This is a genomic window from Aeromonas sp. 2MA4 (genome assembly GCF_029237305.1).
In the GTDB taxonomy this organism is placed as follows: Bacteria; Pseudomonadota; Gammaproteobacteria; order Enterobacterales; family Aeromonadaceae; genus Aeromonas; species Aeromonas salmonicida.
Window position 1 is genome coordinate 24,311 of the sequence record NZ_JAACFY010000017.1, and the last position, 25,805, is coordinate 50,115.

Annotated in this window: 28 protein-coding genes; 21 read left to right on the plus strand and 7 right to left on the minus strand. The window is 59.3% G+C overall.

Features of this window, described 5'->3' with window-relative positions; translation table 11 throughout:
* The first annotated feature begins 20 nt into the window (after positions 1-20).
* From GWQ31_RS16370 to GWQ31_RS16420, 11 genes are all read left to right on the plus strand, one after another.
* Positions 21-971, plus strand: coding sequence for a MoxR family ATPase (locus GWQ31_RS16370; protein ID WP_021140047.1), 951 nt, complete (start codon positions 21-23; stop codon positions 969-971).
* A gap of 13 nt (positions 972-984) precedes the next feature.
* Complete coding sequence (locus GWQ31_RS16375) at positions 985-1,878, plus strand: DUF58 domain-containing protein (protein WP_275909867.1); 894 nt, start codon at positions 985-987, stop codon at positions 1,876-1,878.
* A complete protein-coding gene (locus tag GWQ31_RS16380) occupies positions 1,863-2,429 on the plus strand; it encodes a DUF4381 domain-containing protein (RefSeq protein ID WP_275909828.1) in 567 nt (188 codons plus the stop codon). The genes GWQ31_RS16375 and GWQ31_RS16380 overlap by 16 nt, the downstream gene beginning before the upstream one ends.
* Entirely contained in the window at positions 2,426-3,421 is a 996-nt protein-coding gene (locus GWQ31_RS16385; RefSeq protein ID WP_265421757.1) for a VWA domain-containing protein, read from the plus strand. Before GWQ31_RS16380 ends, GWQ31_RS16385 begins: the two co-directional genes overlap by 4 nt.
* 24 nt (positions 3,422-3,445) lie before the next feature.
* The gene (locus tag GWQ31_RS16390) at positions 3,446-4,951 is read left to right on the plus strand and encodes a VWA domain-containing protein (protein WP_275909829.1); all 1,506 of its coding nucleotides are present in this window, start codon (positions 3,446-3,448) and stop codon (positions 4,949-4,951) included.
* A 23-nt stretch (positions 4,952-4,974) separates the two neighbouring features.
* On the plus strand, positions 4,975-6,483 hold the full coding sequence (locus GWQ31_RS16395; RefSeq protein WP_275909868.1) for a hypothetical protein: 1,509 nt from the start codon (positions 4,975-4,977) through the stop codon (positions 6,481-6,483).
* A gap of 36 nt (positions 6,484-6,519) precedes the next feature.
* The gene (locus tag GWQ31_RS16400; protein ID WP_011898743.1) at positions 6,520-7,110 is read left to right on the plus strand and encodes a sigma-70 family RNA polymerase sigma factor; all 591 of its coding nucleotides are present in this window, start codon (positions 6,520-6,522) and stop codon (positions 7,108-7,110) included.
* Positions 7,103-7,846 carry a DUF3379 domain-containing protein gene (locus GWQ31_RS16405; protein WP_275909830.1) on the plus strand — a complete coding sequence of 248 codons (744 nt, stop codon included), beginning with the start codon at positions 7,103-7,105 and terminating at the stop codon, positions 7,844-7,846. The genes GWQ31_RS16400 and GWQ31_RS16405 overlap by 8 nt, the downstream gene beginning before the upstream one ends.
* A gap of 408 nt (positions 7,847-8,254) precedes the next feature.
* Positions 8,255-9,541: an outer membrane protein transport protein gene (locus GWQ31_RS16410; RefSeq protein ID WP_087755651.1), complete on the plus strand. Its 1,287-nt coding sequence runs from the start codon at positions 8,255-8,257 to the stop codon at positions 9,539-9,541.
* 253 nt (positions 9,542-9,794) lie between these two features.
* The gene (locus GWQ31_RS16415; RefSeq protein ID WP_275909831.1) at positions 9,795-11,051 is read left to right on the plus strand and encodes an outer membrane protein transport protein; all 1,257 of its coding nucleotides are present in this window, start codon (positions 9,795-9,797) and stop codon (positions 11,049-11,051) included.
* Between the two features lie 130 nt (positions 11,052-11,181).
* Positions 11,182-12,405: an EAL domain-containing protein gene (locus GWQ31_RS16420; protein ID WP_034524016.1), complete on the plus strand. Its 1,224-nt coding sequence runs from the start codon at positions 11,182-11,184 to the stop codon at positions 12,403-12,405.
* On the opposite strand, the gene GWQ31_RS16425 is transcribed toward GWQ31_RS16420, so the two are convergent.
* Positions 12,402-13,565, minus strand: coding sequence for an acetyl-CoA C-acyltransferase (locus GWQ31_RS16425; protein WP_234576934.1), 1,164 nt, complete (start codon positions 13,563-13,565; stop codon positions 12,402-12,404). The genes GWQ31_RS16420 and GWQ31_RS16425 overlap by 4 nt on opposite strands.
* A gap of 132 nt (positions 13,566-13,697) precedes the next feature.
* Here GWQ31_RS16425 and GWQ31_RS16430 point away from each other — a divergent pair, with 132 nt between their 5' ends.
* The gene (locus tag GWQ31_RS16430) at positions 13,698-14,114 is read left to right on the plus strand and encodes a MerR family DNA-binding transcriptional regulator (protein WP_265421753.1); all 417 of its coding nucleotides are present in this window, start codon (positions 13,698-13,700) and stop codon (positions 14,112-14,114) included.
* A gap of 48 nt (positions 14,115-14,162) precedes the next feature.
* On the opposite strand, the gene GWQ31_RS16435 is transcribed toward GWQ31_RS16430, so the two are convergent.
* The gene (locus GWQ31_RS16435; RefSeq protein WP_099993332.1) at positions 14,163-15,401 is read right to left on the minus strand and encodes a dicarboxylate/amino acid:cation symporter; all 1,239 of its coding nucleotides are present in this window, start codon (positions 15,399-15,401) and stop codon (positions 14,163-14,165) included.
* A gap of 269 nt (positions 15,402-15,670) precedes the next feature.
* Between GWQ31_RS16435 and GWQ31_RS16440 the strand changes: the two genes are divergently transcribed.
* From GWQ31_RS16440 to GWQ31_RS16450, 3 genes are all read left to right on the plus strand, one after another.
* Positions 15,671-15,955: a pyrimidine/purine nucleoside phosphorylase gene (locus GWQ31_RS16440; RefSeq protein WP_201302849.1), complete on the plus strand. Its 285-nt coding sequence runs from the start codon at positions 15,671-15,673 to the stop codon at positions 15,953-15,955.
* A 212-nt stretch (positions 15,956-16,167) separates the two neighbouring features.
* The gene (locus GWQ31_RS16445) at positions 16,168-17,550 is read left to right on the plus strand and encodes an L-serine ammonia-lyase (protein WP_275909832.1); all 1,383 of its coding nucleotides are present in this window, start codon (positions 16,168-16,170) and stop codon (positions 17,548-17,550) included.
* 286 nt (positions 17,551-17,836) lie between these two features.
* The gene (locus GWQ31_RS16450; protein WP_021139264.1) at positions 17,837-19,207 is read left to right on the plus strand and encodes an L-serine ammonia-lyase; all 1,371 of its coding nucleotides are present in this window, start codon (positions 17,837-17,839) and stop codon (positions 19,205-19,207) included.
* Positions 19,208-19,376: 169 nt separating this feature from the next.
* Here the strand turns inward: GWQ31_RS16450 and GWQ31_RS16455 are convergent, their stop codons facing one another.
* Entirely contained in the window at positions 19,377-20,336 is a 960-nt protein-coding gene (locus GWQ31_RS16455; protein WP_275909833.1) for a lytic murein transglycosylase, read from the minus strand.
* Positions 20,336-20,614: a YcgL domain-containing protein gene (locus GWQ31_RS16460; protein WP_059167725.1), complete on the minus strand. Its 279-nt coding sequence runs from the start codon at positions 20,612-20,614 to the stop codon at positions 20,336-20,338. The genes GWQ31_RS16455 and GWQ31_RS16460 overlap by 1 nt, the downstream gene beginning before the upstream one ends.
* Positions 20,615-20,720: 106 nt before the next feature.
* On the opposite strand from GWQ31_RS16460, the gene minC reads away from it, so the two are divergent.
* The 5 genes from minC (at position 20,721) to mtgA (ending at position 23,815) form a co-directional block, all read left to right on the plus strand.
* A complete protein-coding gene (gene minC, locus GWQ31_RS16465; RefSeq protein WP_111587799.1) occupies positions 20,721-21,437 on the plus strand; it encodes a septum site-determining protein MinC in 717 nt (238 codons plus the stop codon).
* Positions 21,438-21,455: 18 nt separating this feature from the next.
* Complete coding sequence (gene minD / locus GWQ31_RS16470) at positions 21,456-22,268, plus strand: septum site-determining protein MinD (protein ID WP_005311266.1); 813 nt, start codon at positions 21,456-21,458, stop codon at positions 22,266-22,268.
* A 2-nt stretch (positions 22,269-22,270) separates the two neighbouring features.
* Entirely contained in the window at positions 22,271-22,537 is a 267-nt protein-coding gene (gene minE, locus GWQ31_RS16475) for a cell division topological specificity factor MinE (protein WP_005311265.1), read from the plus strand.
* Between the two features lie 196 nt (positions 22,538-22,733).
* Positions 22,734-23,060, plus strand: a complete 327-nt coding sequence (locus tag GWQ31_RS16480) for an HI1450 family dsDNA-mimic protein (protein WP_265462124.1) — start codon at positions 22,734-22,736, stop codon at positions 23,058-23,060.
* A complete protein-coding gene (gene mtgA, locus GWQ31_RS16485) occupies positions 23,045-23,815 on the plus strand; it encodes a monofunctional biosynthetic peptidoglycan transglycosylase (protein ID WP_275909834.1) in 771 nt (256 codons plus the stop codon). Before GWQ31_RS16480 ends, mtgA begins: the two co-directional genes overlap by 16 nt.
* A gap of 73 nt (positions 23,816-23,888) precedes the next feature.
* Here mtgA and GWQ31_RS16490 read toward each other — a convergent pair whose 3' ends face one another.
* Positions 23,889-24,029 (minus strand): hypothetical protein, encoded by a 141-nt coding sequence (locus GWQ31_RS16490; RefSeq protein ID WP_162829730.1) that lies wholly within the window; start codon positions 24,027-24,029, stop codon positions 23,889-23,891.
* A 142-nt stretch (positions 24,030-24,171) separates the two neighbouring features.
* On the opposite strand from GWQ31_RS16490, the gene GWQ31_RS16495 reads away from it, so the two are divergent.
* A complete protein-coding gene (locus GWQ31_RS16495) occupies positions 24,172-24,495 on the plus strand; it encodes an HI1450 family dsDNA-mimic protein (protein ID WP_005311259.1) in 324 nt (107 codons plus the stop codon).
* Positions 24,496-24,538: 43 nt separating this feature from the next.
* On the opposite strand, the gene GWQ31_RS16500 is transcribed toward GWQ31_RS16495, so the two are convergent.
* Positions 24,539-24,850, minus strand: a complete 312-nt coding sequence (locus tag GWQ31_RS16500; RefSeq protein WP_021139268.1) for a DUF1289 domain-containing protein — start codon at positions 24,848-24,850, stop codon at positions 24,539-24,541.
* The gene (locus tag GWQ31_RS16505) at positions 24,851-25,729 is read right to left on the minus strand and encodes a S1-like domain-containing RNA-binding protein (RefSeq protein WP_005311254.1); all 879 of its coding nucleotides are present in this window, start codon (positions 25,727-25,729) and stop codon (positions 24,851-24,853) included. It lies immediately after the preceding gene.
* Positions 25,730-25,805: the final 76 nt, after the last annotated feature.

The following is a 25,805-nucleotide window of genomic DNA, read 5'->3' on the forward strand; positions in this document are numbered from 1 at the left end:
AAAAACAACGGGTTCATCCCATGGCAGCGGCCGAGTTCAGACAACTGAGAGACTATCTGGCAAGCCAGATCCTGGGACAGGGCGCCCTCATTGAGGGGCTGCTGATCGCCCTGCTATGTGAAGGACATGTGTTAATCGAGGGGGCGCCCGGCCTTGCCAAAACCCGTGCCGTCAAGGCACTGGCCAGTGCGGTGGAGGGGCGCTTCGCCCGTATCCAGTTTACCCCCGATCTGCTACCTGCCGATCTCACCGGCAGCGAGGTGTTTCACCCGCAAGATGCCAGCTTCGTGTTCCAGCCAGGCCCCCTGTTCAATCACCTGGTGCTGGCCGATGAAATCAACCGGGCTCCCGCCAAGGTGCAATCCGCGTTGCTGGAGGCGATGGCCGAGCACCAGATAACGGTAGGCAAGAAGAGCTGGCGCCTGCCGCCGCTGTTCATGGTCGCAGCGACCCAGAACCCCATCGAGCAGGAGGGGACCTATCCGTTGCCGGAGGCCCAGCTCGACCGCTTCTTGCTTAAATTGATGGTGGATTACCCGAGCCCAGCCATGGAGCTCGCCATCTTGCAGCTCAACGCCCGGGGCGAGCAACTAGCCCCCCCGCCAGTGACCCTGAGTCAGGCAGATCTGCTGGCAGCCCGCACCGGCGTTCAAGAGGTACAGATGCAGGGGCGGCTTGAGCACTATCTGGTGCAACTGGTGTGCGCCACCCGCCCGGGTAGCGGCCTGTGTCCCGAGCTTGAACCCTTCATTGCCGTCGGTGCCAGTCCCAGGGCCAGCATAGGCCTGGCCCGCGCCGCCCGCGCCCAGGCCTGGCTCGCCGGACGGGATTTCGTGCTGCCGGAGGACATACAGCAATTGGCCCCCGCCATACTGCGCCACCGCCTCATTCCCAGTTATCAGGCATTGGCCGACAATCTTGATAACGACACCCTGATAGCCCGGCTACTGGACGCGATACCATGCCCCTAGCAACCCCATGCCCATGACCAGACCGGACGAGCCCCGCGCACACCCCGATATTGCCCTCACCCTGGCCCAGTTGCTGGCCATCAGGCTGTGGGCGAGACAGGGGCCGAGGGCTCACGTCCAACCGGCCCAGCAGGGCAGGCTTGGCCGCATGCCGGGGCTCACCTTTCGCGAGCTGCGCGCCTATCAGGCGGGGGATGAGGTGCGCCACATCGACTGGCGGGTCACAGCCCGGCTCGGTCGCCCCTATACCCGACTCTACAGCGAGGAGCAAGATCAGGCCCACTGGCTGCTGATTGATCTCTCCCCTGCCATGTACTTTGGCTCACGGATACAACTCAAGGCCCGACTGGGCTGTGAGCTGGCCGCAGCCCTGCTGTGGCAGGGAGAGAAACAGGCCAACACCCTGATCTGCCACGGCGCCGAGTTTCATATCCACCCCCAGCGCGGCTCTCTGGTGCCCTTGCTGGAAGCCCTTTGCCATCACTATGACGAGGGGCTGGATCGCACGCCGTTGCAATCCCAATCCCTGGCCCGGACGCTGGCGCGACTCAGCCTGCCTCACGGCGCCAGATTGACACTGATCACCGACCACCAACCCTGCGATGAGTCGCTCAGCCAGCAGTTGCAACTGCTCGGGCGGCGCCACGACATCCACTGCTGGCAGATCCGGGATCCGCTGGAGGCGAGCCTGCCAAGCCAGGGACGGCTGGCCGTACAGGCAGGCAGACAGAACGGCTGGCTCGATGCCACTGAGCCTGGCTTTGCTCATCGCTACCAACTGGCTGCCGAACGTCTGGCCCGCCAGTGCCACCAACAATTACTGCCGCTGGTACAACGCCTCTACCGGCTCGACAACGGCCAGTCGCTGCAACAGCAGTGGCAGGAGGGCGCATGTCGTCTGTTTTAAGCATGCTGCTCGCCAGCGCATCCACTGCCGTGGCCACAATCCCGCCCCTCTCACCTCTGGCGGCGCAACTGCGTGACATACACCCGGGCCCCATGCTGGTTGCAGCATCAGATCCCCGTATTCAGGGCTGGTGGGGGCTGCTGATCACTCTTCTGATTGCCGTGCTGATCTGCATGACGCTGAAAAACCTTGGACGCTATCGCCGCTGGCAGCGACAAATTGACTGGGAGGCGCCGGATCTGGTGCCCCGATTGCAAACCGTGCTGCGCGAAGCAGCCCTACGCCGCTGGCCCGAGGTGCGCACCTTGCAAGGGGATGCCTGGCTCGCGTTTCTGGACAGTAAAGGGGGCTGCCGCTTCAGGGAATTTGCCCTCCAGTGGCCCCAATGGCTCTATGGCCAGGGGGTGCCAAACGCCAGGCAACTCAAGGCACTGCGCTGCGCCTACCTGAGTTGGGGGCGAGCCTGCATCTGGCTGCCATCCGGGATGGCCGTCTTGCTCAACCGCTGGCAGCAAGGTGTCAGGCACCTGCGTGACCGGAGGCCATCATGATCCTCGCCTGGCCCTGGTTTGCGCTGGCGTTGGTGCTGCCATTGCTGGTGCGCTTCGGCCTGCCGCCGCTCTCTGCTGACAAACAAAACCGAACCCTGCTGCTGCACGACGGCTTTCCCCTGCTGCGGCCCCATGCCGGCCAGCCACTCTGGCGGATGACGCTGTGCTGGTGCGCCCTGGTGCTGGCCCTGTGCCGTCCTCAATGGCAGGAGCGCCCCCTGGTCACTTACCAGAGCAGCCGGGATCTCATTTTGGCGGTAGACCTTTCCGACAGCATGCGCACCCAGGACATGCTGGATGAGGGGGAGCAGCGGGACAGGCTCAGCGCGGTACGCCAGCAGATAAGCCGACTGATCGAGACGCGCCCCGGCGATCGCATCGCCCTCGTTGTCTTCGCCGATCACGCTTACCTGCTCTCCCCCCTGACCCAGGAGACCAAGGCCCTGCTGACCTTGACCCGTGAGCTCGATTTTGATCTGGTTGGCCGCACCACTGCGCTGGGAGAAGCCATACTGCTGGCTCGCCAGCATGCAGATCCCAAACGCCCCACGGCCCTGCTGCTGGTCACAGATGGCCGCAACACGGCGGGCAGCGCCGATCCCCTGAGTGAGGCCCGGCGGGCTGCCGCCAGCGGCATGACCCTCTACACCCTGGGGGTGGGTGCCGACCCCGATACCTTCGTCGACGCGCTGCAACCGGCGCAAAGCGACCCCAGCGCCGAGCTGGACGAGGCCCTGCTGCAACAGCTGGCCAAAGTGGGTCAGGGCCGCTATTTCCGCGCCAGGACCCAGGGCGATCTCGATGCCATCAACCAGACCCTGGATACCCTGGAGCCTGCCGCCACGGCCCGGACCCGCTATCTGCCGAACCGGGAGCTCTATCCCTGGCCCCTGGCACTCGCCTGGCTGTTGCTGATGTGGCCCGACCGTCTGCACTGGCCCCGCCTGCTGCGTTTGCCCCCCCAACTGCAACGGGGAGACACCCATGATTGATCGCCATGGCCCCGGATGGCCGTCATGGAGCTGATACTGCTACGCCCGCTCTGGCTGCTGGCCCTGTTGCCCTGGTTGTGGCAGGGCTGGCGTCGTCGCAAACAGGCCCCTCTGCTCGCCCCCGCCATGCAGGCCTACCTGCTGCCGGGACGCCACAGCCCCCGTCCCTGGCTCTGGCTGGCCTGTCTGCCCGTCATACTGGCTTTGAGTGGCCCCGCCCTGCGCCAGCAGAGCCAGTCCATTGCATCCCCCGCCCTCGACATCTGGTTGCTGGATCTCTCCCGCTCCATGCTGGCCACCGATCTGCTGCCGGACCGGGCAACCCGGGTGCGCCTGCTGCTGCAAGATATGCTGGCCGAGGCCCTCCCGAACAAAGAGGGGCGCCCCATCGCCCTTATTCTGTTTGCCGGTGATGCCTACCTCGCCATGCCTGCCACCCGGGATCATCAGGCCATAGTGCTGCTGTTGCCCGACCTGCGTCCGGCCATCATGCCCAAACAGGGGAGTGCCCCTGAGCGCGCCGTGGCGCTGGCCCTCAGCCAGATCGCCCCAGGCCAGCGTGCACGACTGCTGCTGATCAGCGACGGCCTCTCGGCAAGACAGGCTGACCGGATCCGCGCACTCTGGCCCTGCCAGGGCGAGCTGTTTTGCCATGAAGGTGCAGCGCCACGCCTGGATATATTGCTCGCCAGCGGCGGCAAGGCCAGCCGGTTGCCCCCCGTCTCCGGCGAAGTGCAGGGCTTTGGTGCAGCGCTCGGCCGCGAGCTGCCAGCCCCCGATGTGACGATCATGCAACAGCTTGCCCGCGAGCTGGGTGGCCAGTTGCGGTGGTTGCAGGCGGGGCTTCCACGCTTTGCACCGCTCCCCATGACCCAGACATTGACGGCCAATCAGTCGCAGGATCTCGGCCTCTGGTTGTTGCTGCCCCTGCTGCCATTGGCTCTGCTGGCCCGCGTCGGCACACTCTGGCTGCTGTTGCTGGGGACCGGATTCGGGATCCTCAACCCACAGCCCTTGCAGGCAGCTCCCACTACCTCTTTATCCGTGCAGGAGAGCCAGGCCTGGCAAGCCTATCAACAGGGACGCTATCTGGCTGCAGCACGCGACTTCAAGGATCCGCTCTGGCGTGGTAATGCCTGGTACAGAGCCGGCGACTATGCCCAGGCCGCCGCCGCCTATGCGAGTGCAACCAGTGCCACTGCTCACTACAACCGGGGCAACGCACTGGTGCAACTCGGTAACCTTGTCGCTGCCGAGCAAGCCTATCTGGCTGCGTTGGCGAAGGAGCCCAATCACGAGGATGCACGCTACAACCTTGCGCTGCTGCGGGCTCAGCCACCGCAAGCGACCCCACAGGCGCAGGATCCCGACCCCATAGACGCTCCCGAGCAAGCGGCCTCGCCGGACAGCCAGCTCCCCCCCTCGCCACCAGTGTTGCTGCTGGAGCAGCGGCTGCGCAAAGAGGCTCAGCGCCGTCAGTTGCTCAAGACAGAATGGGGCCAGGAGTACAAAGGAGAAGAGCCTTGGTAAAGAGCGCGCCTCTTCTTCGCTTCTTGCTCCCTTGCTGGCTGCTGCTCTGGCTGTTTGCACATCCAGTGCTGGCAGCACCGCCACGGGCCGAGCTGCTGCCGGGTGCGGACAGCCGCGACTGGTTGCTTATCGTAGAAGCGGACGGGGAGCGTCAGAGCAACGAGCTCATCATCGCCCCCCTGCTGCGCCAGTTCGCGGTGGGCAAGGTGACCATCAGCCGGGTCACAACGCCAGTCCACAGCCTGACCCGCTGGCAGATCCCGCTGCATACCCTGGATGACGGTCCCCATATTGTTCCCGCACTGTCACTGGGATCGGAACAGACCCCTGAGGTGCCGTTGCCAAAACGCAGCCAGACCGGGACTCTTGTATCCGCACCCAGCCAGGCAGCCCTCTCTCCCATCGAATTGCAGGCCAGGGTGCTGCATCAGGGGCCCCTCTATCCCGGTCAGCCCTTCATCTATGAGCTCAGCCTCTGGCTGCCAGCCAACATGGAGGCCCCCAATCTCACCGAACCCGACAGTGACGCTTTTACCATACGTCGACTCGGGGATGATCAATGGCAAGCCCCGGCAGGACCGGGATTGCCGGGTCGGCTGACCCGCAGCTGGCTGTTGCAAGCCAGAGCCCCCGGGCTCCACCCACTGGCCTCGCCGCGTTTTCAGGGCCGTTTACCGCAGGATAACGGCACCAGCGACCCCCTCTCGGCCAGAGCCGCTACCCTGTTTGTGAAGATTGACAAGGCGCCGGTGCAACCCGTGGCAAGCCAGCTGACCCTGAACCAGCAGTTGAGTCCCGCTTCGGGCGCCAGGGCCGGCGAGCCGGTGATCCGCACGCTGACGCTGACAATGGAAGGGGGTGATGGCACGCGAGCCTTGTCCCAACTGGCGGGGATCTCTGCGAATATGCCTGCTGGCATGCAGGCAAGGCCGGACGGAGAGCAACAACAGGAGCGCTTTCTGGCCAAAGGGGCGCTGCGTTTCGAGCGCCAGTGGCGTCAGGCCCTCACGGCCACCGAGCCTGGCGACTATCTGCTGCCAGCCATAGAAGTGCCCTGGTTCAACACCCAAAACGGGCGCATCGAACATGCTCGTCTACCTGCCATATCGGTGCACATGGATGAAACCACGCCTGCAGAACGCGGGCCTGTTGGCCCCAGTGATGAGAGCCTCTACTGGGTTATCTGGGCTCTGCTGCTGCGCGCACTCTGGCAAGGGTGGCCACGTTGGCACGCCTTCTACCGCTTGCAACAAACGCTGCAGCGCGCAGATGCAAACCATGCCAGACAGGCTCTGCTAAAGTGGGCCGGTCTGCGCTGGCACCGGCGTCATGCCCACCTCACCACCCTGCCCTGTCGCCAGGATCCCCACCTGGCAGCCAGACTTGCTGCGCTGGAACGGGCCTGTTTCACCGCCCATGGGACATCACTTGACAACCTGGCTTGTTGGCAAGGGCTCGCCGTCCCGCTGTGCGCGTACGAGACATTTGCGATAGCCTATGGCCTCAGGCAGCTGGCACGACGAGGCCGCTGATCCCTCAGGATCCCCCATTTAAAAGGAAGCCCAGCGATGGCGTTAGGTTTTTTCAGAAAAAAAGGTGCCACGGTCGGAAAGGATCCAACGGCTTCTCCGGTCTATGAAGGCATGGCAGACAAACAAACCAAATACGAGGCTCTGGTGCATGCCCTGCACGGGGACATCTACCGCTACGCCTACTGGCTGTGCCGGGATCCCCAGGTGGCGGAAGATCTGGTGCAAGAGACCTTCCTGCGCGCCTGGAAGGCCATTGATACTCTGGTTGATGACAAAGCCGCCAAGGCCTGGCTCATCACCATATTGCGGCGGGAAAATGCCCGTCGTTTCGAGCGCAGGCAATTTGATCTCATCGATCTCGACGAGCATCCCCAGAGCGATCCGGATGCCTTGCACAGCGAGCAGGAGATGGAGCACGAATGGCTTAGACGCCATATCGCCCGTCTGCCCGCCGAATATCAGGAACCCTTGCTGCTGCAGGTGCTGGGGGGATTCAGCGGCGACGAGATAGCGACGCAGCTGGGGTTGAACAAAAATACCGTCATGACTCGCCTGTTTCGGGCCCGCAACCAGATCAAAGAGGCCATGGAGTCAAAGACACAACAAAGAGGACATACCCATGGATGAGCTGGAATTTCGCCGTCGGGCCATCACCCATCCACTGGAACAGACTCCCGAGTTTCTCGAAGCGGCGCAGGCTTCCCCTGCCAATCGCAAGCACATGGACGACATGAAGCAGCTGGATCGTCACCTGCATCAGGCCATGAAGGTCGAGGTTCCGGCAGGGTTGGCCGAGCGTATTTTGCTCAGGCAGGCGCTGGAGGCAGAGCCAGAAAGGGTTGTCCCGCTGCCATCTCGCCCACGCACCAGCTGGCGTATGCTGGCCATGGCAGCGTCGGTCGCCTTCCTGCTTGGCATGAGTACCCGCTGGTTAAGCTGGCCACTGACAACACCGGGAGAGCTTTCCCTCGGTCAAGTCGCCATGGCTCACGTCTATGGGGAGGAGCCCTTCATCAAGGATGTGGATGAGAAGGTAAGCCTGCGTACCATCAACGCCAAGATGGAAAAATATGGCGCCACCCTGATGGGCATGGAGGGGTTGAAGGTCACCTATGTCAATCACTGCTCTTTCTACCAGGGGCCGGCGCTGCACATGGTGATCCAGGGCAAGATGGGGCCTGTCACCCTGTTTCTGGTACCCAAGCATGTGCCACTGACCCTTGAGCCTAACTTCGATGACGGCCAGCTCAAGGGAGAGATAGTGCCGCTCAAGGGAGCCAACATGGTGTTGATCGGGGATATGCAGGAGTCACTGAACCCGGTGGCGCAGGAACTGGAGTCCCGTTTGCACTGGTCGATTTAACCGGGTTTAACGCGATCCTGACTCAGACGGCGTCGTGTCCGTTATACGAGCAGACAATCCGGTTGTCTGCTCGTTCTTCTCCTTTAACGCCACAATCCTCACCCATTAGCGCCCAATCACCACAAATAGCCAAAATTATTTTTGTGATGCAGATCAGCATCAACGTTCAATTTTCACTCAATAACTGGCAAAAGAGACTGTTTAAACGCCAAGTTAAAACAAATGATTAACACAATAGACACTTTTATGTATTCTGCTGTCACTGGTCTGATTTCTTACCTCCTACCAGATCCATAGAATCACGCCAGAATTGAATGGGAAGAAGCTGAAATAACAACAGATCTTGTCGTATACGGTGGCAAAAAAGCCCTGATGCTGACAGAAAATCTGCCTACAAGAGAGAACACTATGACAACTGCCTTTTTCAAAAAAAGCCTGATCGCGGCCGCCGTTACTCTGGCCAGTACCCAAACCTTCGCTGCCGCGTTCCAGCTGAACGAACACTCGGCCTCCGGTCTGGGTCGTGCGTATGCAGGGGAAGCCGCCATTGCCGACAACGCCTCCGTGTTGTCACGCAACCCGGCAGCCATGACCCGTTTTGACAAGATGGCACTCTCCGTTTCCGGTACTTACATCAAACCGGATGTGGATGTTGAAGGTGATATCTATGCAGGCCCCGCTAAAATGGCCAGCGCCAGCCAGTCTGATATCGCACCGGATGCCTTCGTCCCTGCTACCTACTTTATCCAGCCACTGAACGATCAGTGGGCCTGGGGTATCGGCATGTTCTCCAACTACGGTCTGGCGACCGAGTACTCCAAGAACTTCGCTGCCGGTGCAGGTGCCGGTGATACCGAGCTGCTGACCTTCAACATCAACCCGAATATCGCCTATCGCATCAACTCAAACTTCAGCGTCGGTGCCGGCATCAACGCCGTCTACGCCAAGGCCGAGCTAAACCGTTATGCCGGTGCCCTCGCCCCGGCCCTGACCGCCAAGACAGGTATAGTCCATAACAGCGACACCGCCATAGCGCACCTGAAAGGCGACACTTGGGGCTTTGGTTGGAACGTCGGCACCATGTACGAGGTAAACGAGGATCATCGTTTCGCTCTGACCTATCGCTCCCAGGTGGATTTGAGCTTTGACGGTGACTTCAAGGGTTTGAGCTCAGGCTACAACACTGTTGATGGCAATCTGAAACTGGATCTGCCGGCCCAGGCCGAGTTCGCCGGTTACCACCGTCTGAATCCGCAGTTCGCCGTGCACTACTCCGTCAACTGGACTGACTGGAGCGCCTTCCAGGAGCTCAAGGCCACCAGCAACTCCTGCGCCGGCGGCGTCTGTCTGCAAAAAGACGAGAAGTTCAAGGACTCCACCCGTTACGCTCTGGGCGGAACTTGGTACATCAATCCGTCCTGGGAAGCCCGCATCGGTTTCGCCTATGACAAGACCGCGATCGAGGCTGAATATCGCAGCCTGAGCATTCCTGACTCCGACCGCGTCTGGTATAGCGCTGGTGCCACCTACAACATCGACAAGGACATGAGTGTCGATTTCGGCATGGCCTATCTGGACGGCAAGAAAGTGGACGTGAACGAAGGCCTTACCAGCCACTCCGATCCGGTACGCTGGAAGGGTACCTCTAGCGGTACTGCTTTGCTGGCCTCCGCTCAGTTCAACATGAAATTCTGATTATCTGCAGAACCAAAAGAGCGCCTACGGGCGCTCTTTTTTTATTCAACATCCTGTTTTCAGCGTACAGCTGTAGCAAACATCTGTTCACATTTCCTTTTTTATCAAGCCATTAGCCCCTTACTTCTCAGCATTTAATCTTGTTTTACACCCTACAGGGCTGAGCCCGTTGCCTTACTGGTCATACCATATAAAATCCTGCACCCGACCATAAGACCGATTGAACCCAGCGTTCATTTTCAAGGACAACGCAATGCACTCCTTTATGAAGCCATCTCTTGTCGCCCTGCTGGTACTGTCAAGCCAGGCCCAGGGAGCAGGTTTCCAGCTGGCCGAACAATCCGCTACCGGCATGGGCCGCGCCTTCGCAGGCGAGGCAGCCATCGCTGACAACGCCAGCGTGCTCTCCCGCAATGCCGCCGCCATGACCCGTTTCGATACAGTGGCTTTCTCTGGTGGTTTCATCTATGTCCGCCCCGACGTCAACATAGAGGGGACCACCCGGGTGCCTACCGCCATGGGCCCGGCCAATCTGGATGCAGCAGCCCACGATATTGCTGGCGATGCCTGGGTCCCGAACGCTTATCTGATAGTGCCGCTCAATGAGCAGTGGCGACTGGGGCTGGCAGCCACCTCCTACTACGGCCTTGGCGTCGAGATGCCGGATAACTACAATGCCGGTCACTTCGGCAATATCTCGGACATCAAGACCCTGGATTTGAGTGCTTCGCTGGCCTATCGCATCAATCAGATGTGGTCTGTCGGCGGCGGCCTTTCCGCAATTCAGGGTGAGGGAGAAGTGGGTGGCACCTTCCCTTCCAACAACAAGATAGCCAAACACCTGAAAGGGGATGGCTGGGCCATGGGCTGGCACCTGGGCACTCTGCTGGAGCTGTCAGAAACAACTCGCCTGGGTCTCTCCTATCGGCATGATGTGACCCTGACGCTCTCCGGCGATGCCATCGGCATCGAGCAAAATGGTCAGGCGTTTACCGACACCGGCAGCCTGGATCTGCCCCTGCCCGCCACGGCCGAGCTGGCTCTGTTCCATCAGTTGACCCCGACCCTGGCGTTGCACTCAAGCATCAACTGGACCAACTGGAGCAAATTCGTGCAGCTCGAATCCGAGCTCGACAATCACGGCATCATGCACATCAAGGATGAGCACTGGGAAGACAGCTGGCGCTATGCGCTGGGCCTGACCTATCAGCTGGCTCCACAATGGCAACTACGTTCAGGTATTGCCTATGATCGCAGCCCGGTCCCGGCCGATCGCCGCACCATCTCCATCCCTGACTCGGACCGGGTCTGGTACAGCGCCGGTGTGGGTTATCAGTTTGATCGCAACTTCTCGCTGGATCTGGGCCTGACGCTGATCGACGGCAAGAAAGTGGATGTGTCCGAGACCATGGAGCTCAAGCCCGGGATCCCGCAAACCACCTCTACCTTCCAGGGCACCTCGGAAGGGGATGCCTGGCTGGCTGGCCTGCAGCTGAACTATCTCTTCTAACCCGGCTCTTCCAACCCCGGCCCTCCCATTCAAGCACTATGCCAGTTATTGACTGTTTCCGGTCCCGCCGCGCTGGCATAGTGCTCATCTTCACAATAAAATCAATCCAGTACTCACGCTGGAGAGATGCATGTATTCATACGTAGCAAGGCAGCCCATTCTGGATCGGGAATTGAACACCTATGCCTATGAGCTGCTGTTTCGCGACAGTCTGGATAATGTGTTTCCGGTGATCTCCTCACAGCAGGCCACGGCCAGACTGGTCGTCGAGCAATTTTTGCAACAGAACATCGATCAGTTGCTTGGCGGGCGGCCCTGCTTTATCAACTTTCCCCACTCCCTTCTGCTCGAAGGGCTGGCGGAATGTCTGCCACAAGAGAAGGTCGTCATCGAAATCCTGGAAGATGCAGATCCTGACGATGCCTTGCTGGCCAAAGTGCAGCAGTTGCATGAGCTTGGTTATCAGCTGGCGCTGGACGACTTCACCATGTCGGACGAATGGGAGCGCTTCCTGCCCTATATTCACATCATCAAGTTCGATCTGCGCGCCACCTCGCTGTTGCGGATCAAGGTGTTCATCCAGCAACACCAGCATCTCAAGCTCACTTATCTGGCGGAGAAAGTTGAAGACAAGGCGGAGTTTGAACGAGTGAAGCGGCTCGGTATCGATCTGTTCCAGGGGTTCTTCTTCAGCCGTCCCGAAATGGTGAGGCAGACCACAATGCAGCCCGCCCAGGTGGTGGTGATGCAACTGCTCAATGTAGTCAACCAGGAGGAGCCGGATCTCAATCGTATCGAACAGCTGCTGAGTCAGGATATCTCGCTATCCCTCAAGCTGTTGCGTTACGTCAATCACCTGAAGAGCCACGCCAACCCCATCTCCTCGTTTCGCCAGGCGGCCGTTTATCTGGGTCACACCCAGCTCAAGCGCTTCGTGACCCTGGTCGCCGCCACCAGCGCGGGCCATGGCAAGAGTGCCGAGCTCTATCAGATGTCCATGATCCGGGCCCGCTTTTGCGAGCTGCTGGCGCACACCCATGCCCCCACCCAGGAGGCGCAGCAAGCCTTTATCACGGGTCTGTTCTCTTTGCTGGATGTCTTGATGGAGCAGCCGATGGACAGGCTGCTCGGCACTATCCCCCTGATCGAGGAGATCCGGGTCGCCCTGCTGGAACGCAAGGGCAACCTGGGTTTCTATCTCTCGTTTTGTGAAGATTATGAGAGTGCGAACTGGCAGCGCATTACCGCCAGAACGGCCCGACTCGGGCTCAATGAAGAGAAGGTCAGCCAGCTCTATCTGGCCGCCACCGCCTGGGTCAATCAGCAATTCCAGGCCATGGCGGAAACAGATTAGCTCAACTCGATGGCGACGGCAGTCGCCTCCCCTCCACCGATACACAGGCTTGCCACACCCCGTTTCAGACTGCGCGCATGCAGCGCATGAATGAGCGTAACCAGAATACGGGCACCACTCGCCCCCAGTGGATGCCCCAGTGCGCAGGCCCCGCCGTTCACGTTCACCTTGTCATGAGGCAGGTTGCAACCCGCCATGGCCAGCATGCTGACCATGGCAAACGCCTCATTGATCTCGAATAGATCGACCTCTTCCGCCCGCCAGTCGATCTTGGATAGCAAGGCATTGATGGCGCCGATGGGCGCATTGGTAAACTCGGCGGGCGCAGCGGCATGACTTTGATAACCCACCAGATGGGCCAGCACGGGCAGGCCCAGCTGCGCCGCCGTCTCGGCTCGCATCAGGATGAGCGCCGCCGCTCCGTCCGAGATGGAGCTGGCATTGGCCGCCGTTATGGTGCCCTGCTTGCTGAATGCCGGTTTCAGATGGGGGATCTTGTCGGGCCTGGCCTTGGCAGGCTGCTCATCCTCGGCGAGCAGCAGGGTGTCACCGACAGTAACCCGGGCCAGCTCGGCCTTGAAAGCACCGCTCTGCTGGGCCGCCAGCGCACGCGTCAGGGAAGCAATGGCAAAAGCGTCCATGTCGGAGCGAGCCAGACCGGCGCGATCCGCACTCAATTGGGCATAATGCCCCATCAACTGGCCTTCGTAAGCATCCTGCAAGCCGTCGAGGAACATGTGATCCAGCACGCTCTGATGCCCCATGCGAAAACCGCTGCGCGCCTTGTCGAGCAGGTAAGGCGCCCGGCTCATGCTCTCCATGCCGCCGGCGATCACTATGTCGGTGTCACCCAGACGCAAGCTGTCTGCCGCCAGCATCACCGCCTTCATGCCGGAACCACACACCTTGTTGACAGTGGTGCATGGCACACTCTCCGGCAAACCTGCCTTCAACACAGCCTGACGGGCGGGCGCCTGCCCCACCCCGGCACTGAGCACATTGCCCATGTAGGCTTCATCGATCTGCTCCCCCTTGAGCCCGGCTTGTGCCATGGCGGCAGCAATGGCGCAAGCGCCGAGCTCGGGGGCCGTCAGGTTGGCCAAGGCTCCCTGGAAGGCCCCCATGGGGGTACGCTTGGCCGCAACAATCACAATATCCATCAATTGCACTCTCCTTGTTACATGGACATAACATATGCTGCTCCCGCTGTTGGAACAAGACTTGCGGGGCAGTTGACGTTTGGGTAAGGTGCCAGCCTGCATTGACAACAAAATGACAGTCAAGATAGCGCCATGAACCGAAACAAGGATGACTCGCGGACCTACAGCATCAGTGAACTGGCCCGTGAATTTGATGTTACGACCCGAAGTATTCGTTTTTATGAAGATCAGGGACTGTTGAATCCTGCCCGCCAGGGACAGACACGGATTTACAGCAAGCAGGACAGGGTGCGCCTCAAACTGACCCTGCGCGGCAAGCGGCTGGGCTTCAGCCTGGCAGATATCCGGGATCTGTTTGATCTCTATGATGCAGACAAGAGCAGCCGTACCCAGCTGCAAACCATGCTGGGACTGGTGGCCGACAAGCGGGAAACGCTGCAACAGCAGCTGGAAGACATCAAGATGGTGTTGCTGGAGCTCGACGCCGCCGAGCAGCGCTGCCAGCAGGCGCTGGCCCAGTTGCAGCGAAACACGGGTGAGACACCATAAAGAAAGGGGCCGGCAGGCCCCTTTGTCATTGACTCGTTTGTGTACCTGTTATTTTGACCAGCGATCCGGATCGTAATCCGGGCTGTAACGGTCGACGATGACAGCGCAGGCCGCATCCCCTGTGATGTTCAGCGCGGTACGGATCATGTCGAACAGACGATCCAGAGCGAACAACAGCGGCAGACCCTCGATGGGGATACCGGCAGCCAGCAACACGGCCACCACCAGGAAGCTCGGGCCCGGCACACCGGCCTGACCAATCGCCCCCAGAGTAGAGGTAAGGATGATGGCCACCCAGGCCCCCACGCCGAGGTCAACGTTGAACACCTGGGCAAAGAAGATGGCAACCAGACCGTAATAGATGGCGTTGCCACTCATGTTGATGGTGGCGCCAAGTGGCAGTACGAAAGAGGCGGTGGCATTGCTCACCTTTAGATCTTTTTCGCAGGTCTGCAGCGTCACCGGCAGGGTCGCCATGGAAGAGGCGGTGGAGAAAGCCACGATCTGCGGCTTCTTCATGGCGGAGAAGTACTTGCGCACCGGTGTGTTGGAGAAGAGCACAACCAGCAGCGGGTAGACCACGAACCCGAAGATCAGGATGGCAGCCACATAGACCACGAACAACTTGAGCACCAGAGTCAGTACGTCGAAGCCGTAGGTCCCAATGGCCTCGGCCATCAGGCCGAACACACCGAGCGGTGCAATCAGCATCACCTTGTTGATCATCCAGACGAAAGCGTCCACCAGGGTGTTGAGCCCATCTATCAGCGGTTTGGCTCGCTCACGGGGCTGCTTGGCCAGTGCGATGCCAAGGAACATGCAGAACACCAGGATCTGCAGTATGTTGGCTTCGTTCAATGACTGGAAGACGTTGGTCGGGATCATGCCAAGCAAGGTAGATACCGCATCCGGCAGGGCGCCCTTGTCGGCGTAGTCGCCGGAGAACATGGAGGCCATGGAGCCAAATTCGACGCCGACACCGGGTTTGAAGACTTGCCCCATCACCAGCGCCAGCAGCACGGCCAGTGCCGACGTGCCGAGGAAGAAAGCCAGGGTGGTGACGCCTATCTTGCCTGCAGCCGGGCTCGCGCCCAGATTGGCGGCTCCCGACAGGATGGCAACTGCCACCAGCGGGATCACCAGCATCTTGATCAGCTGGATAAAGAGGGTACCAAGCGGTGCAAAGATGCTGGCTTGTTCACCCATGAACGCCCCCACCAATGCGCCCAGCACCATGGCAACCACAACCTGGAAGCCAATGTTCTTAATGAGTCCTTTTGTTAACACAGAATGTTCCTTTATTTAGCAAAAATTCACACTTTCCCAGTGCAATTAACCAGACAGGGGGAAAACACCTGTTCATTCCCCTGAGCGCGCGTTTTATCTCATATTTATCTGCTGTTTTAAATCGACAAATCGTTAACGGAACTTATTGATAACTTTGCGACAAAGTGAAGATTCAAAAGGAACATGACGATTTTTCCAGCTTTATTCATGACAACTGACAAAACATTGTGCTACTTTTGCTGGGCAAACGTGCATACAGGGATGAAAACATGCTGAAAGTTAACGAATATTTTGACGGAAATGTAAAATCCATCGGTTTCGAGCAAAAAAGTGACAAAGCGACCGTTGGTGTGATGGAAGCCGGTGACTACCAGTTCAATACCGCCGCCCCCGAGCGAATGACGGTGGTCAAGGGTGCTCTCACCATACAGCTGGCCGATGAGGACGAATGGCACACCTACAGTCAGGGCCAATCCTTCGAGGTGGCCGGCCACTCTTCTTTCAAACTGGAAGTGAAAACCCCCACCGCCTATCTGTGCGAATTCCTCGACTGAGTGACCGAATGCAGATGAGTGACTGAACAGTGCAAAGGAGCGGGCCCGGGTCTCGCTCCTTCTCTTTGATGCCAGTGCGCTCATTCCAACCTTCTTTGCCCGCTGCCAGTCACTCATTTGTATGCCGCCATCACACGCCTCAGCTTCCCCGCTTTCCATCGACTACAAAAAATTTACAATGTTTAGACGAAACCCATAATCGGAGTGGTGTCATGATCAGTGTCTTCGACCTGTTTTCCATCGGGATCGGCCCTTCTTCCTCCCATACGGTGGGGCCGATGCGGGCCTCTTACGCCTTTGTTAACGCGCTCAAGCAGCAAGGTCTGCTGCCTGGCACAGAACGGGTGGAAGTCGAGTGCTACGGATCTCTCGGCCAGACCGGCAAGGGTCACGGCACAGGCAAGGCCATCATTCTGGGGTTGGCTGGCTTTGAACCGGAATCGGTGGATATCGAAGCCATTCCCGCCTTCCTGAGCGAAGTGGATCGCAGCCAGTCCTTGCTGCTGGCGGGTGAGCAGCCGAGCCAGTTCGCCCGGGCCGGTGCCATCATCTTCAATCGCCGCAAGACCCTGGCCGCTCACTCCAACGGCATGACGCTGCGCGCATTCGCAGGCAATGCCCTGCTGCTTGAGCAGACCTACTACTCCATCGGCGGTGGCTTCATCATAGAGGAGAGCCATTTTGCCAACGCCAAGGAAGAGGCGGCCCGCTTCGATGCAGCCCACCCCGTCCCCTACCCGTTCGAGAGCGGCGCCCAGCTGCTGGCCCATTGCCAGGAGAGCGGTCTCTCCATCTCGGGTCTGATGCTTGCCAACGAGAAGGTATTTCGGAGCGAAGAGGAAATCAAAGCCGGTCTGCGCAAGATCTGGCAGGCGATGCAAGCCTGTGTCGAACGCGGCTGCCGCAGCGAAGGGGTGTTGCCGGGCGGCCTCAAAGTGAAGCGCCGGGCCCCGGCCCTCCATCGCCAGCTCAACTGCGAGACCAACTTCAACAAGGATCCCCTGATGGTGATCGAGTGGGTGGACTTGTTTGCGCTGGCCGTCAACGAGGAGAACGCCGCCGGTGGCCGTGTGGTCACAGCCCCTACCAACGGCGCCGCCGGCATCATTCCGGCCGTGTTGCATTACTATGACCGCTTCGTGCGCAAGGTGGATGACGAGCTGCTGCTGAGTTACTTCCTCACCGCCGCCGCCATCGGCATCCTGTACAAGAAAAACGCCTCGCTGTCAGGAGCCGAAGTGGGCTGTCAGGGAGAAGTGGGCGTCGCCTGCTCCATGGCCGCTGGTGCCCTGACCGAGATCCTGGGCGGCAGCCCCGCCATCGTCGAAAACGCCGCCGAGATCGGCATGGAACACAACCTGGGTCTCACCTGCGATCCGGTGGGAGGGCTGGTGCAGGTGCCCTGCATAGAACGCAACGCCATGGGCGCAGTCAAGGCCATCAATGCCGCCCGCCTCGCCCTGCGTGGCACAGGTGAACACAAGGTGTCGCTGGACAAGGTGATCAAAACCATGTGGGAAACCGGCAACGACATGAAGACCAAGTACAAGGAGACAGCCCGCGGCGGCCTGGCTGTTAACATTACAGAATGTTAAAAACAGCCAATTGACTCCACTTTTTCCCGCAATACCCGGCCTGGCCGGGTATTTTTTTGCAAAACGTTTGCCAAGTGCTTAACAAAATGGATAAGCATCAAAATAAATTTTATACTCGCGCCTCTGATTCAACAAAAATAGATCTATTTCAACTTTTTTTAGGCTTTGAATCGTTACACTAGGGTTATCTGGTTCATTGACCTCGGCGACGACGCCCTCGTCCCATGGATCATCCCGTTTCTGCGAGTGGGCATGGCGCCCCCTTCTATCCTGAGGTAATTGTTACATGATCAGCGTTTTTGATATCTTCAAAATCGGTGTTGGCCCCTCCTCTTCCCACACTGTCGGCCCGATGAAAGCTGCCAAACAGTTCGTGGATGAACTGCGTGCTGGCGGCAAGATCCGTGACATCACCCGGATCCAGGTCGATGTCTATGGCTCGCTCTCCTGGACCGGCAAAGGTCATCACACCGATACCGCTATCATCATGGGTCTGGCGGGCAATCTGCCCGAGAACGTCGACATCGACGGCATCCCCGAATTCATCTCCCGTGTCGAGCAGACCGGCCGCCTGCCGATCGGCCTGCACTGCCACACCGTCAGCTTCCCGCAGGGCGCCATGGTGTTCCATGACGAGGCGCTGCCGCTGCACGAAAACGGCATGAAGCTGACCGCCTTCATCGAAGATGAGGCTACCTACAGCAAGACCTATTACTCCATCGGTGGCGGTTTCATCGTCGACGAAGAGAACTTCGGCAAGGCCGACAGCGGCGACATGTCGGTAAGCTATCCGTTCAAGAGTGCGGCAGAGCTGCTCGCCCACTGCAGCCAGACCGGTCTCTCCATCTCCGCCCTGATGCTGGAAAACGAGAAGTGCTTCAACACCCCGGAAGAGATCTACAAGAAACTTGGCAAGATCTGGACCACCATGCGGGAAGGGATCGAACGCGGCTGCCGTACCGAAGGGATCCTGGCCGGCCCGCTGCGCGTGCCCCGTCGTGCCGCCCCGCTCTACCGTCAGCTGACCACCAATGAACATCTCTCCAACGATCCGATGAGCATCGTCGACTGGGTCAACATGTTTGCCCTGGCAGTGAGTGAAGAGAACGCTGCCGGTGGCCGCGTGGTGACCGCGCCGACCAACGGCGCCGCGGGCATCATACCGGCCGTGCTGGCCTACTACGACAAGTTCATCCAGCCGGTCGGCCGTGACGAATACACACGCTTCTATCTGGCCTCCGCCGCCGTCGGCATGCTCTACAAGATGAACGCCTCCATCTCCGGCGCCGAAGTGGGCTGCCAGGGTGAAGTGGGTGTCTCTTGCTCCATGGCCGCCGCCGGTCTGACCGAACTGATGGGTGGCAGCCCGGAACAGGTGTGTGAAGCCGCCGAGATCGGCATGGAGCACAACCTGGGTCTGACCTGTGATCCTGTGGCCGGTCAGGTGCAAGTCCCCTGCATTGAGCGCAACGCCATCGCCGCCATGAAGGCGGTCAACGCCTCCCGCATGGCCCTGCGTCGCACCTCCAAGCCGCGCGTGTCATTGGACAAGGTCATCGAGACCATGTACATCACCGGCAAGGACATGGACTCCAAGTACCGTGAAACCTCCCGTGGTGGTCTGGCCATCAAGGTGATGCAGGTTGCCTGCGAATAAGCAGTGTTTGCCAAAAACACAAAAAGGCGGGAATTCCCGCCTTTTTGTTGCCTGCTATTTGGAGACGCCCGCCATCTGGATTACCGCTGCGATTTATTCACTCTGCAATCGCATCCCTTGTTTATCGTATGAAATGCCCAATCAGAGGAAGTACCAGGATCTGAGCCAGCTACTCCACGATACGATCGGCCAGGGTTCCCACCGCCACCACGAAATAGTGGGAGCGATTCCAGTGGCGCAGTACCAGATAGTTGGGATAAGCCAGATAGGCGCGCCCTTCCACATCGTCGGGGCGAACCAGGAAGGCCTGCATCTCGGCGCGGGGCAAGGTTGTGCCATCGAGCTGCCTCACGCCCAGTGTCTGCCACGCCGATAACGGCCTGGACTGTTCCAGCCCGAGCAAGGCGGGATCCAGCGTCTTGGGCACCTTGACCTGACGGCCCCAGGTTTCATCCCCGTGCCAGCCATTCTGATGCAGATAATTGGCTGCCGAACCAAACACATCCGCGAGATTGCCCCACAAATCCTTCTTGCCGTCACCATCCTGATCGACTGCGTATTTGAGGAAGGAAGATGGCATGAACTGCACCTGCCCCATGGCACCGGCCCAGGAGCCCTTTAAGGCCGCAGGGGTCACATGTCCCTGCTCTATGATATGCAGGGCATCAAACAGCTGCCCTTTGAAAAAGGCCTCACGTCGACCATCCCAGGCCAGCGTGGCCAGCGAAGAAATGAGCGGGAATTTACCGGTCAATTTACCGAAATTGGTTTCGACGCCCCACAAGGCGACAATAAAGCGCGGTTGTACGCCATATTCTGCCCCTATTTTTGTGAGCAGCGGCAAATGCTGACGATATAGGGCCCTGGCCTGATTGACTTTCCACTGCGGGACCGCACGGGGAATATAAGTGTCCAGCGTCACTTTAAATTCCGGCTGGTTTTTATCGTGCTTGATGGCAGGTTCGATGACCCGAATATCGGCAAACGCAGCCGCCACTGTCTCGGCCTTGATACCGGCCTCCAGTGCTTCCTGTTTGAGGCTAATCACGTAACGCTCAAAATCGGGGCTGGCCTGCAACGGAGTACTTAACAGTCCCCCCAGTAATAACAGTGCCAGCTGACCCTTCATCAGCGGCTGACCTTTAATTGTGCCTTGTGCTGTTCCAGCAGATTTTCGGGCGGCGGTGGCACCTGCAGGTAGAAGCCCTGACTGCCGAGCGCCTCCATGACCCGGCTGGTCGAGGCAATCCCAAGGGGCTTGGCTGGATCCAGTTTGGTCATCAATACCAGCTCGGGACGACCAAATGTACTCATCAGCACCTCGGGTACGCGGGAGAAATCCTCTCTTCTTTCAACAAAAAGATAGGTCTCGGCTTTTTTACGACTTTTATAGACTGCACATAACATGGAAGTTGATATAATCCGACGGGTTTATTGCCTCTGATGGTGGCAAACTATAACATCAGGAATTGAATAACAATAACGGATTACCGTCTCTGTCTCGGGGAAGATCATGGTTGAGCGCGATAACGAATTGAAAGGGACTACCTTCACTATTTCTGTGTTGCATATCAGCGATGGCAAGCCTGAGCGGATCAGTCAGTTACTGGCGGCAAAAGTCGCCCAGGCGCCTCAGTTTTTTAATTGTGCCCCCCTCGTCATCAATGTGGAACGACTCGCGGATATCCCCGACTTTGACCAGCTCAAAGGGCTGGTCGAATCAGAGGACTTCGTGCTGGTCGGGATCACGGGCGCCAGGGATGAGGCGATGAAGACGGCAGCCAAGGCCGCGGGGCTGGCGGTAATGGCCTCTGGCAAGAGCCGCAAGGTCGAGCCGCTGCCACTGCCGGAACCCACCCCGTCTCCGGTGGCCGAGGTGAAGGCCGCGCCGGCGCCTCTGGTGCCGAGCAAGGTGCACGTGGGCCCCGTGCGTTCCGGCCAACAGCTCTACGCCGCCGGCACCTCGCTGGTGATACTGGGCTCGGTGAGCCAGGGGGCCGAAGTCATCGCCGACGACAGCATACATATTTATGGCGCCCTGCGTGGCAGGGCCATTGCCGGTGCCAAGGGCAACACCCAGGCACGGATTTATTGCCAGCAATTGCAGGCCGAGCTGCTATCCATCGCAGGCACGTTCCAACTGAGCGATGCACTGCCGGCAGGCCTGATACAACAGCCGGTGCATGTCCGGCTGGATAACGAACAACTCCGAATAGACCATATCAAATAGAGTTACAAGGAAGCGAGAATGGCGCGAATCATAGTCGTTACATCGGGTAAAGGTGGCGTTGGCAAGACCACAACCAGCGCGGCCCTGAGTACAGGTTTGGCTCAGCGTGGCCACAAGACTGTGGTCATCGATTTTGACATCGGTCTGAGAAACCTGGATCTCATCATGGGCTGCGAGCGGCGCGTGGTGTATGACTTCGTCAATGTGATCAACGGTGAGGCCAACCTCAATCAGGCCCTCATCAAGGACAAACGCTGCGAAAATCTGTTCATCCTGCCCGCCTCCCAGACCCGGGACAAGGACGCCCTCACCCATGAAGGGGTCGAGAAGATCCTGGATCAGCTGGCGGAAATGAAGTTTGATTACATCGTCTGCGACTCGCCAGCCGGGATCGAAGCGGGTGCCCTGATGGCGCTCTACTTCGCCGACGAGGCCATCGTCACCACCAACCCGGAAGTCTCTTCCGTGCGTGACTCGGATCGCATCCTTGGCATCCTGGCCTCCAAGTCCCGTCGTGCCGAGCGCGGCGAAGACCCGATCAAGGAACACCTGCTGCTCACCCGCTACTGCCCGACCCGCGTCAACCGTGGCGACATGCTGAGCGTACAGGATGTACAGGATATCTTGGCCATCAAGCTGCTCGGGGTGATCCCGGAGTCCCAGGCTGTGCTGCGCGCCTCCAACTCGGGGGAGCCGGTCATTCTGGACAAGGAGTCCGATGCCGGTCAGGCCTATGAGGATGCCGTTGCCCGCCTGTTGGGCGACACCAAGGATTTTCGTTTTCTGGAAGAAGAAAAGAAGGGCTTCTTTAGCCGACTGTTCGGGAGTTAAACATGTCATTATTGGATTATTTTCGTTCCAACAAGAAACAAAACACCGCACAACTGGCCAAAGAGCGGTTGCAGATCATAGTCGCGCACGAGCGTTCATCCAGAGGGGGGCCAGATTACCTGCCCCAGCTCAAGCAGGACCTGCTGGATGTGATCCGCAAGTATGTGCAGATCGACCCTGACAAGATCACGGTCCAGCTGGACAAGAAGAGTGATGAGCTGTCTGTGCTGGAGCTCAATATCACTTTCGCCGATGACAAAAAGGGATGAGCTGACGCCACATGCGTGACCCCTTCCCCCAATGAAGACCGGATCCTGTACCAGGGTCCGGTTTTTTATTGCCGCAAACAGGGCGGGCCACACGCCTGATCTCGCCAAGGAAGAGGGGGCCAGCTAGAATACCGCGCGCCACTGTTCGGCTTTGCCGACGGGGCGTCTCATTTTTATTATCTGGAACGGACGATCTATGTCTTTGAACGATGAAATGCACAGCGTCGAGGAACTGCTCGACACCGCACTCGAACTTTTCATGGAGCTGGCCTCCGACAACTTGCCGGAGCAGGAGATTGCCGTCTTCAACCGGGAGTTCAACAGTCGCGGCCTGCTGGCGGAAACCGATCCGGCCGATGACTGGGAAGCGGACGTGGGATTTGCCGTAAGCGATACCGAGTATGCCGAGATCTGGGTCGGGCTTGGTAATGCCGAACAAGAATATGAGCACCTGTTTGCCCGCATGCTGCTCTCCCGCCGTGTTGACGAGAAGTTCTGCCACATCGAATGGTTGCCCCAATAATTCCGGATCCCGATGATCTGCTTCCCCGCTATTATGCTCCCGAGCAGGTACGTCCGGCTCTGGGACGGCGCATGCTGAGCTGGCTCGGCAAGCTGCTGGCGGCAGCCCTGCTCGGCTCCATCGTCTCGGTAGTGCTGCTGCGCTTCATCGATCCCCCCATGTGGACCTGGCGCATCGAACGGGCCCTGTTTCCGCCCACCAAGATAGCAGTGGTCAAGCATGACTGGGTGCCCATAGCTCGTATTTCGCGGGAACTGCAACTGGCGGTGATCGCCGCAGAGGATCAGCGCTTTGCCGACCATAGCGGCTTTGACATGGATGCCATCAGCTCGGCACTCAAGCACAACCAGCGCAGCAAGCGGGTACGTGGCGCCAGCACGCTGAGCCAGCAGACGGCCAAGAATCTCTTCATGTGGAGCGATCGCAGCTTCCTGCGTAAGGGGATCGAGGCCTGGTTTACCCTGCTGATGGAGCTGGGTTGGGACAAATCCCGCATCCTCGAGGTCTATCTCAATATCGTGGAGTTCGGCCCCGGCATCTATGGCGCCGAGGCCGCCGCCAAGCACTATTTTGGCAAATCGGCCGCCCGCTTGACTCGTTACGAGGCTTCTCTGCTGGCTGCCGCCCTGCCCAATCCCTGGCGCTACCGGGTCCAGCCTCCCTCCCCCTATGTTCAGCAACGCTCTGCCTGGATCCGTCGCCAGATGGGTCAACTTGGCCAGGCTACCCTCAACAAGGTATACAAGGACGATTGAGGATCGGGCACAGAGCCACTTCTACCAATGCCCGATGGCCGTACATCGCCCCTGAGCGCATCAGAGCCATCTATCAGGGATCGGGGTCAGCAGGCAATGTCTCTGCCGGCGGGCCCAGATGACCGCCCACAGTGCTCTGGTGCAGCGGCAGATAGTGCCACCACCAGGCCTCCCGTCGTCGCTTGATCTGCTGTCGCCGCACTCGTCGCTTCATGACACCCCTCCAGTGGATCCCCCTTCAACCATACCTTCTACCCGCGCCGTTGGACAGGTGGCGGATCGGTATCCGCACCGGTCTGGCCGCCACCGCCAATACTTGCTACAGTAGCGAACCTCGATGTATCTGGAGTGATTTCATGGAACAACGTACCCCGGATCAGCTGGTCGAATGGGCCTATGATCAGTTTCTTGAGCAGGCCGCAGACATGCTGGCCCCCGAACAAATCGTCGACATCACACTGGAGTTCGAACAGCGTGGCGCCGTCGAGGCGACCCTGCCCAATGGAGACTGGTCAACCGAACTCGGTGTACCGGTCGACATGGAGTCCTGGGTCGAGGTATGGGTTGGCTTGCTGGACCATCAGGATGAGTTTGAGGTGATCTACGCCACCTTCCTGCTGCCCCGCTTTCTTAACGAGCACGATGTCCATGTGCGCTGGCATCGCCAGCAACAGGCATAAAAAAGGCGCCCTCGGCGCCTTTCTCTTTTCTGATATGCCCCGCTCAGGGCTGCGCTGCAATGGCCTTGGCCAGACAGCGGCGACACCAGCAGGCGCTGGCCTCGCTCATGGGCAGAGCAGGCAACTGGCTGCACCAGCACTGTGCGATTGTTGCACCGGCCGACACGGCGCAAAATGCCGGCTCGCCACAACCAGGGCACGCATGGGTGCTTTTCGAGCCGTCCAGCTCTGCCATCACGGCCAGCTGAGCGTCGCTCTCCATAGCCGACCAGTGACCAATCTCGGTCAGGGTACGGCCACAGCCGAGGCAGAGCCCGTCCTTGGCCTGACAGTGGCCGATACAGGGGCTCGGCACTTACTCGCTGTCCACTGCCGAGTCGGTATCTGTGGCAACCAGGGTGATGCAGTTGTCTTCGATGACGATTTTTCCCTGCTTGTAGAGGCCGCCGATGGCCTTCTTGAAGGTGCCCTTGCTCATGTTGAACAGCTTGTAGATGAGCTCGGGTTCGCTCTTGTCACCGACAGCCAGACTGCCACCCTGCTTCATCAGCCGGGTCAGGATCCGGCCACCGGCATCGTCCATCCGATCCATGCCCGGCTTTTGCAGGGTCAGGTCCAGTTTGCCGTCGTCACGTACCTGCTTGACCCAGGCGGTCAACGGTCGACCCGTCATCACCCGGCCAAATACCTCGTTCTTGAACAGCATGCCGGAATATTCACCGTTGACGATCGCCTTGATGCCAAGCGGCGTGTGCTCACCCGGCAGTGCTGTTACCTCGTCACCAGCCTTGAAGGGGGGGTTATCGGTGCGCAGGAACCGCTCCAGCCGGCTGGTGCCTACCATGCGGCCTTCGTTGTCGAGCATCAGATGCACCAGATAGACGTGGCCCACCTGCATCGGCTTGTTCTGCTCACGGGTCGGCACAAACAGATCTTTTTTCATGCCCCAGTCGAGAAAGGCACCGATCTTGTTGGCATTGACCACCTTGAGACCGACTATGTCGCCCACCATGGCAAACGGCTTGTCGGTGGTGATCACAGGCTCACAGTCGGCATCCAGATAGAGGAAGACCTCCACACCGTCACCTTCAGCCACCCCTTCCGGCAGCTGACGCTTGGGCAGCAGCAGCTCGCCATATTCGTCGGCCGCCAGCCAGGCGCCCCTGTCTTCAAGCTCGATTACGGTGAGGGTGTTCATCTTGCCAATCTGTAACATGCTGATCTCTTCTTTCATTATCCGGATGGTCAATTTTTCATTGCCCGTATGGGCGCGCATGTTACCCCAAGAGCGGCAACAGGGCCTAGCCCCT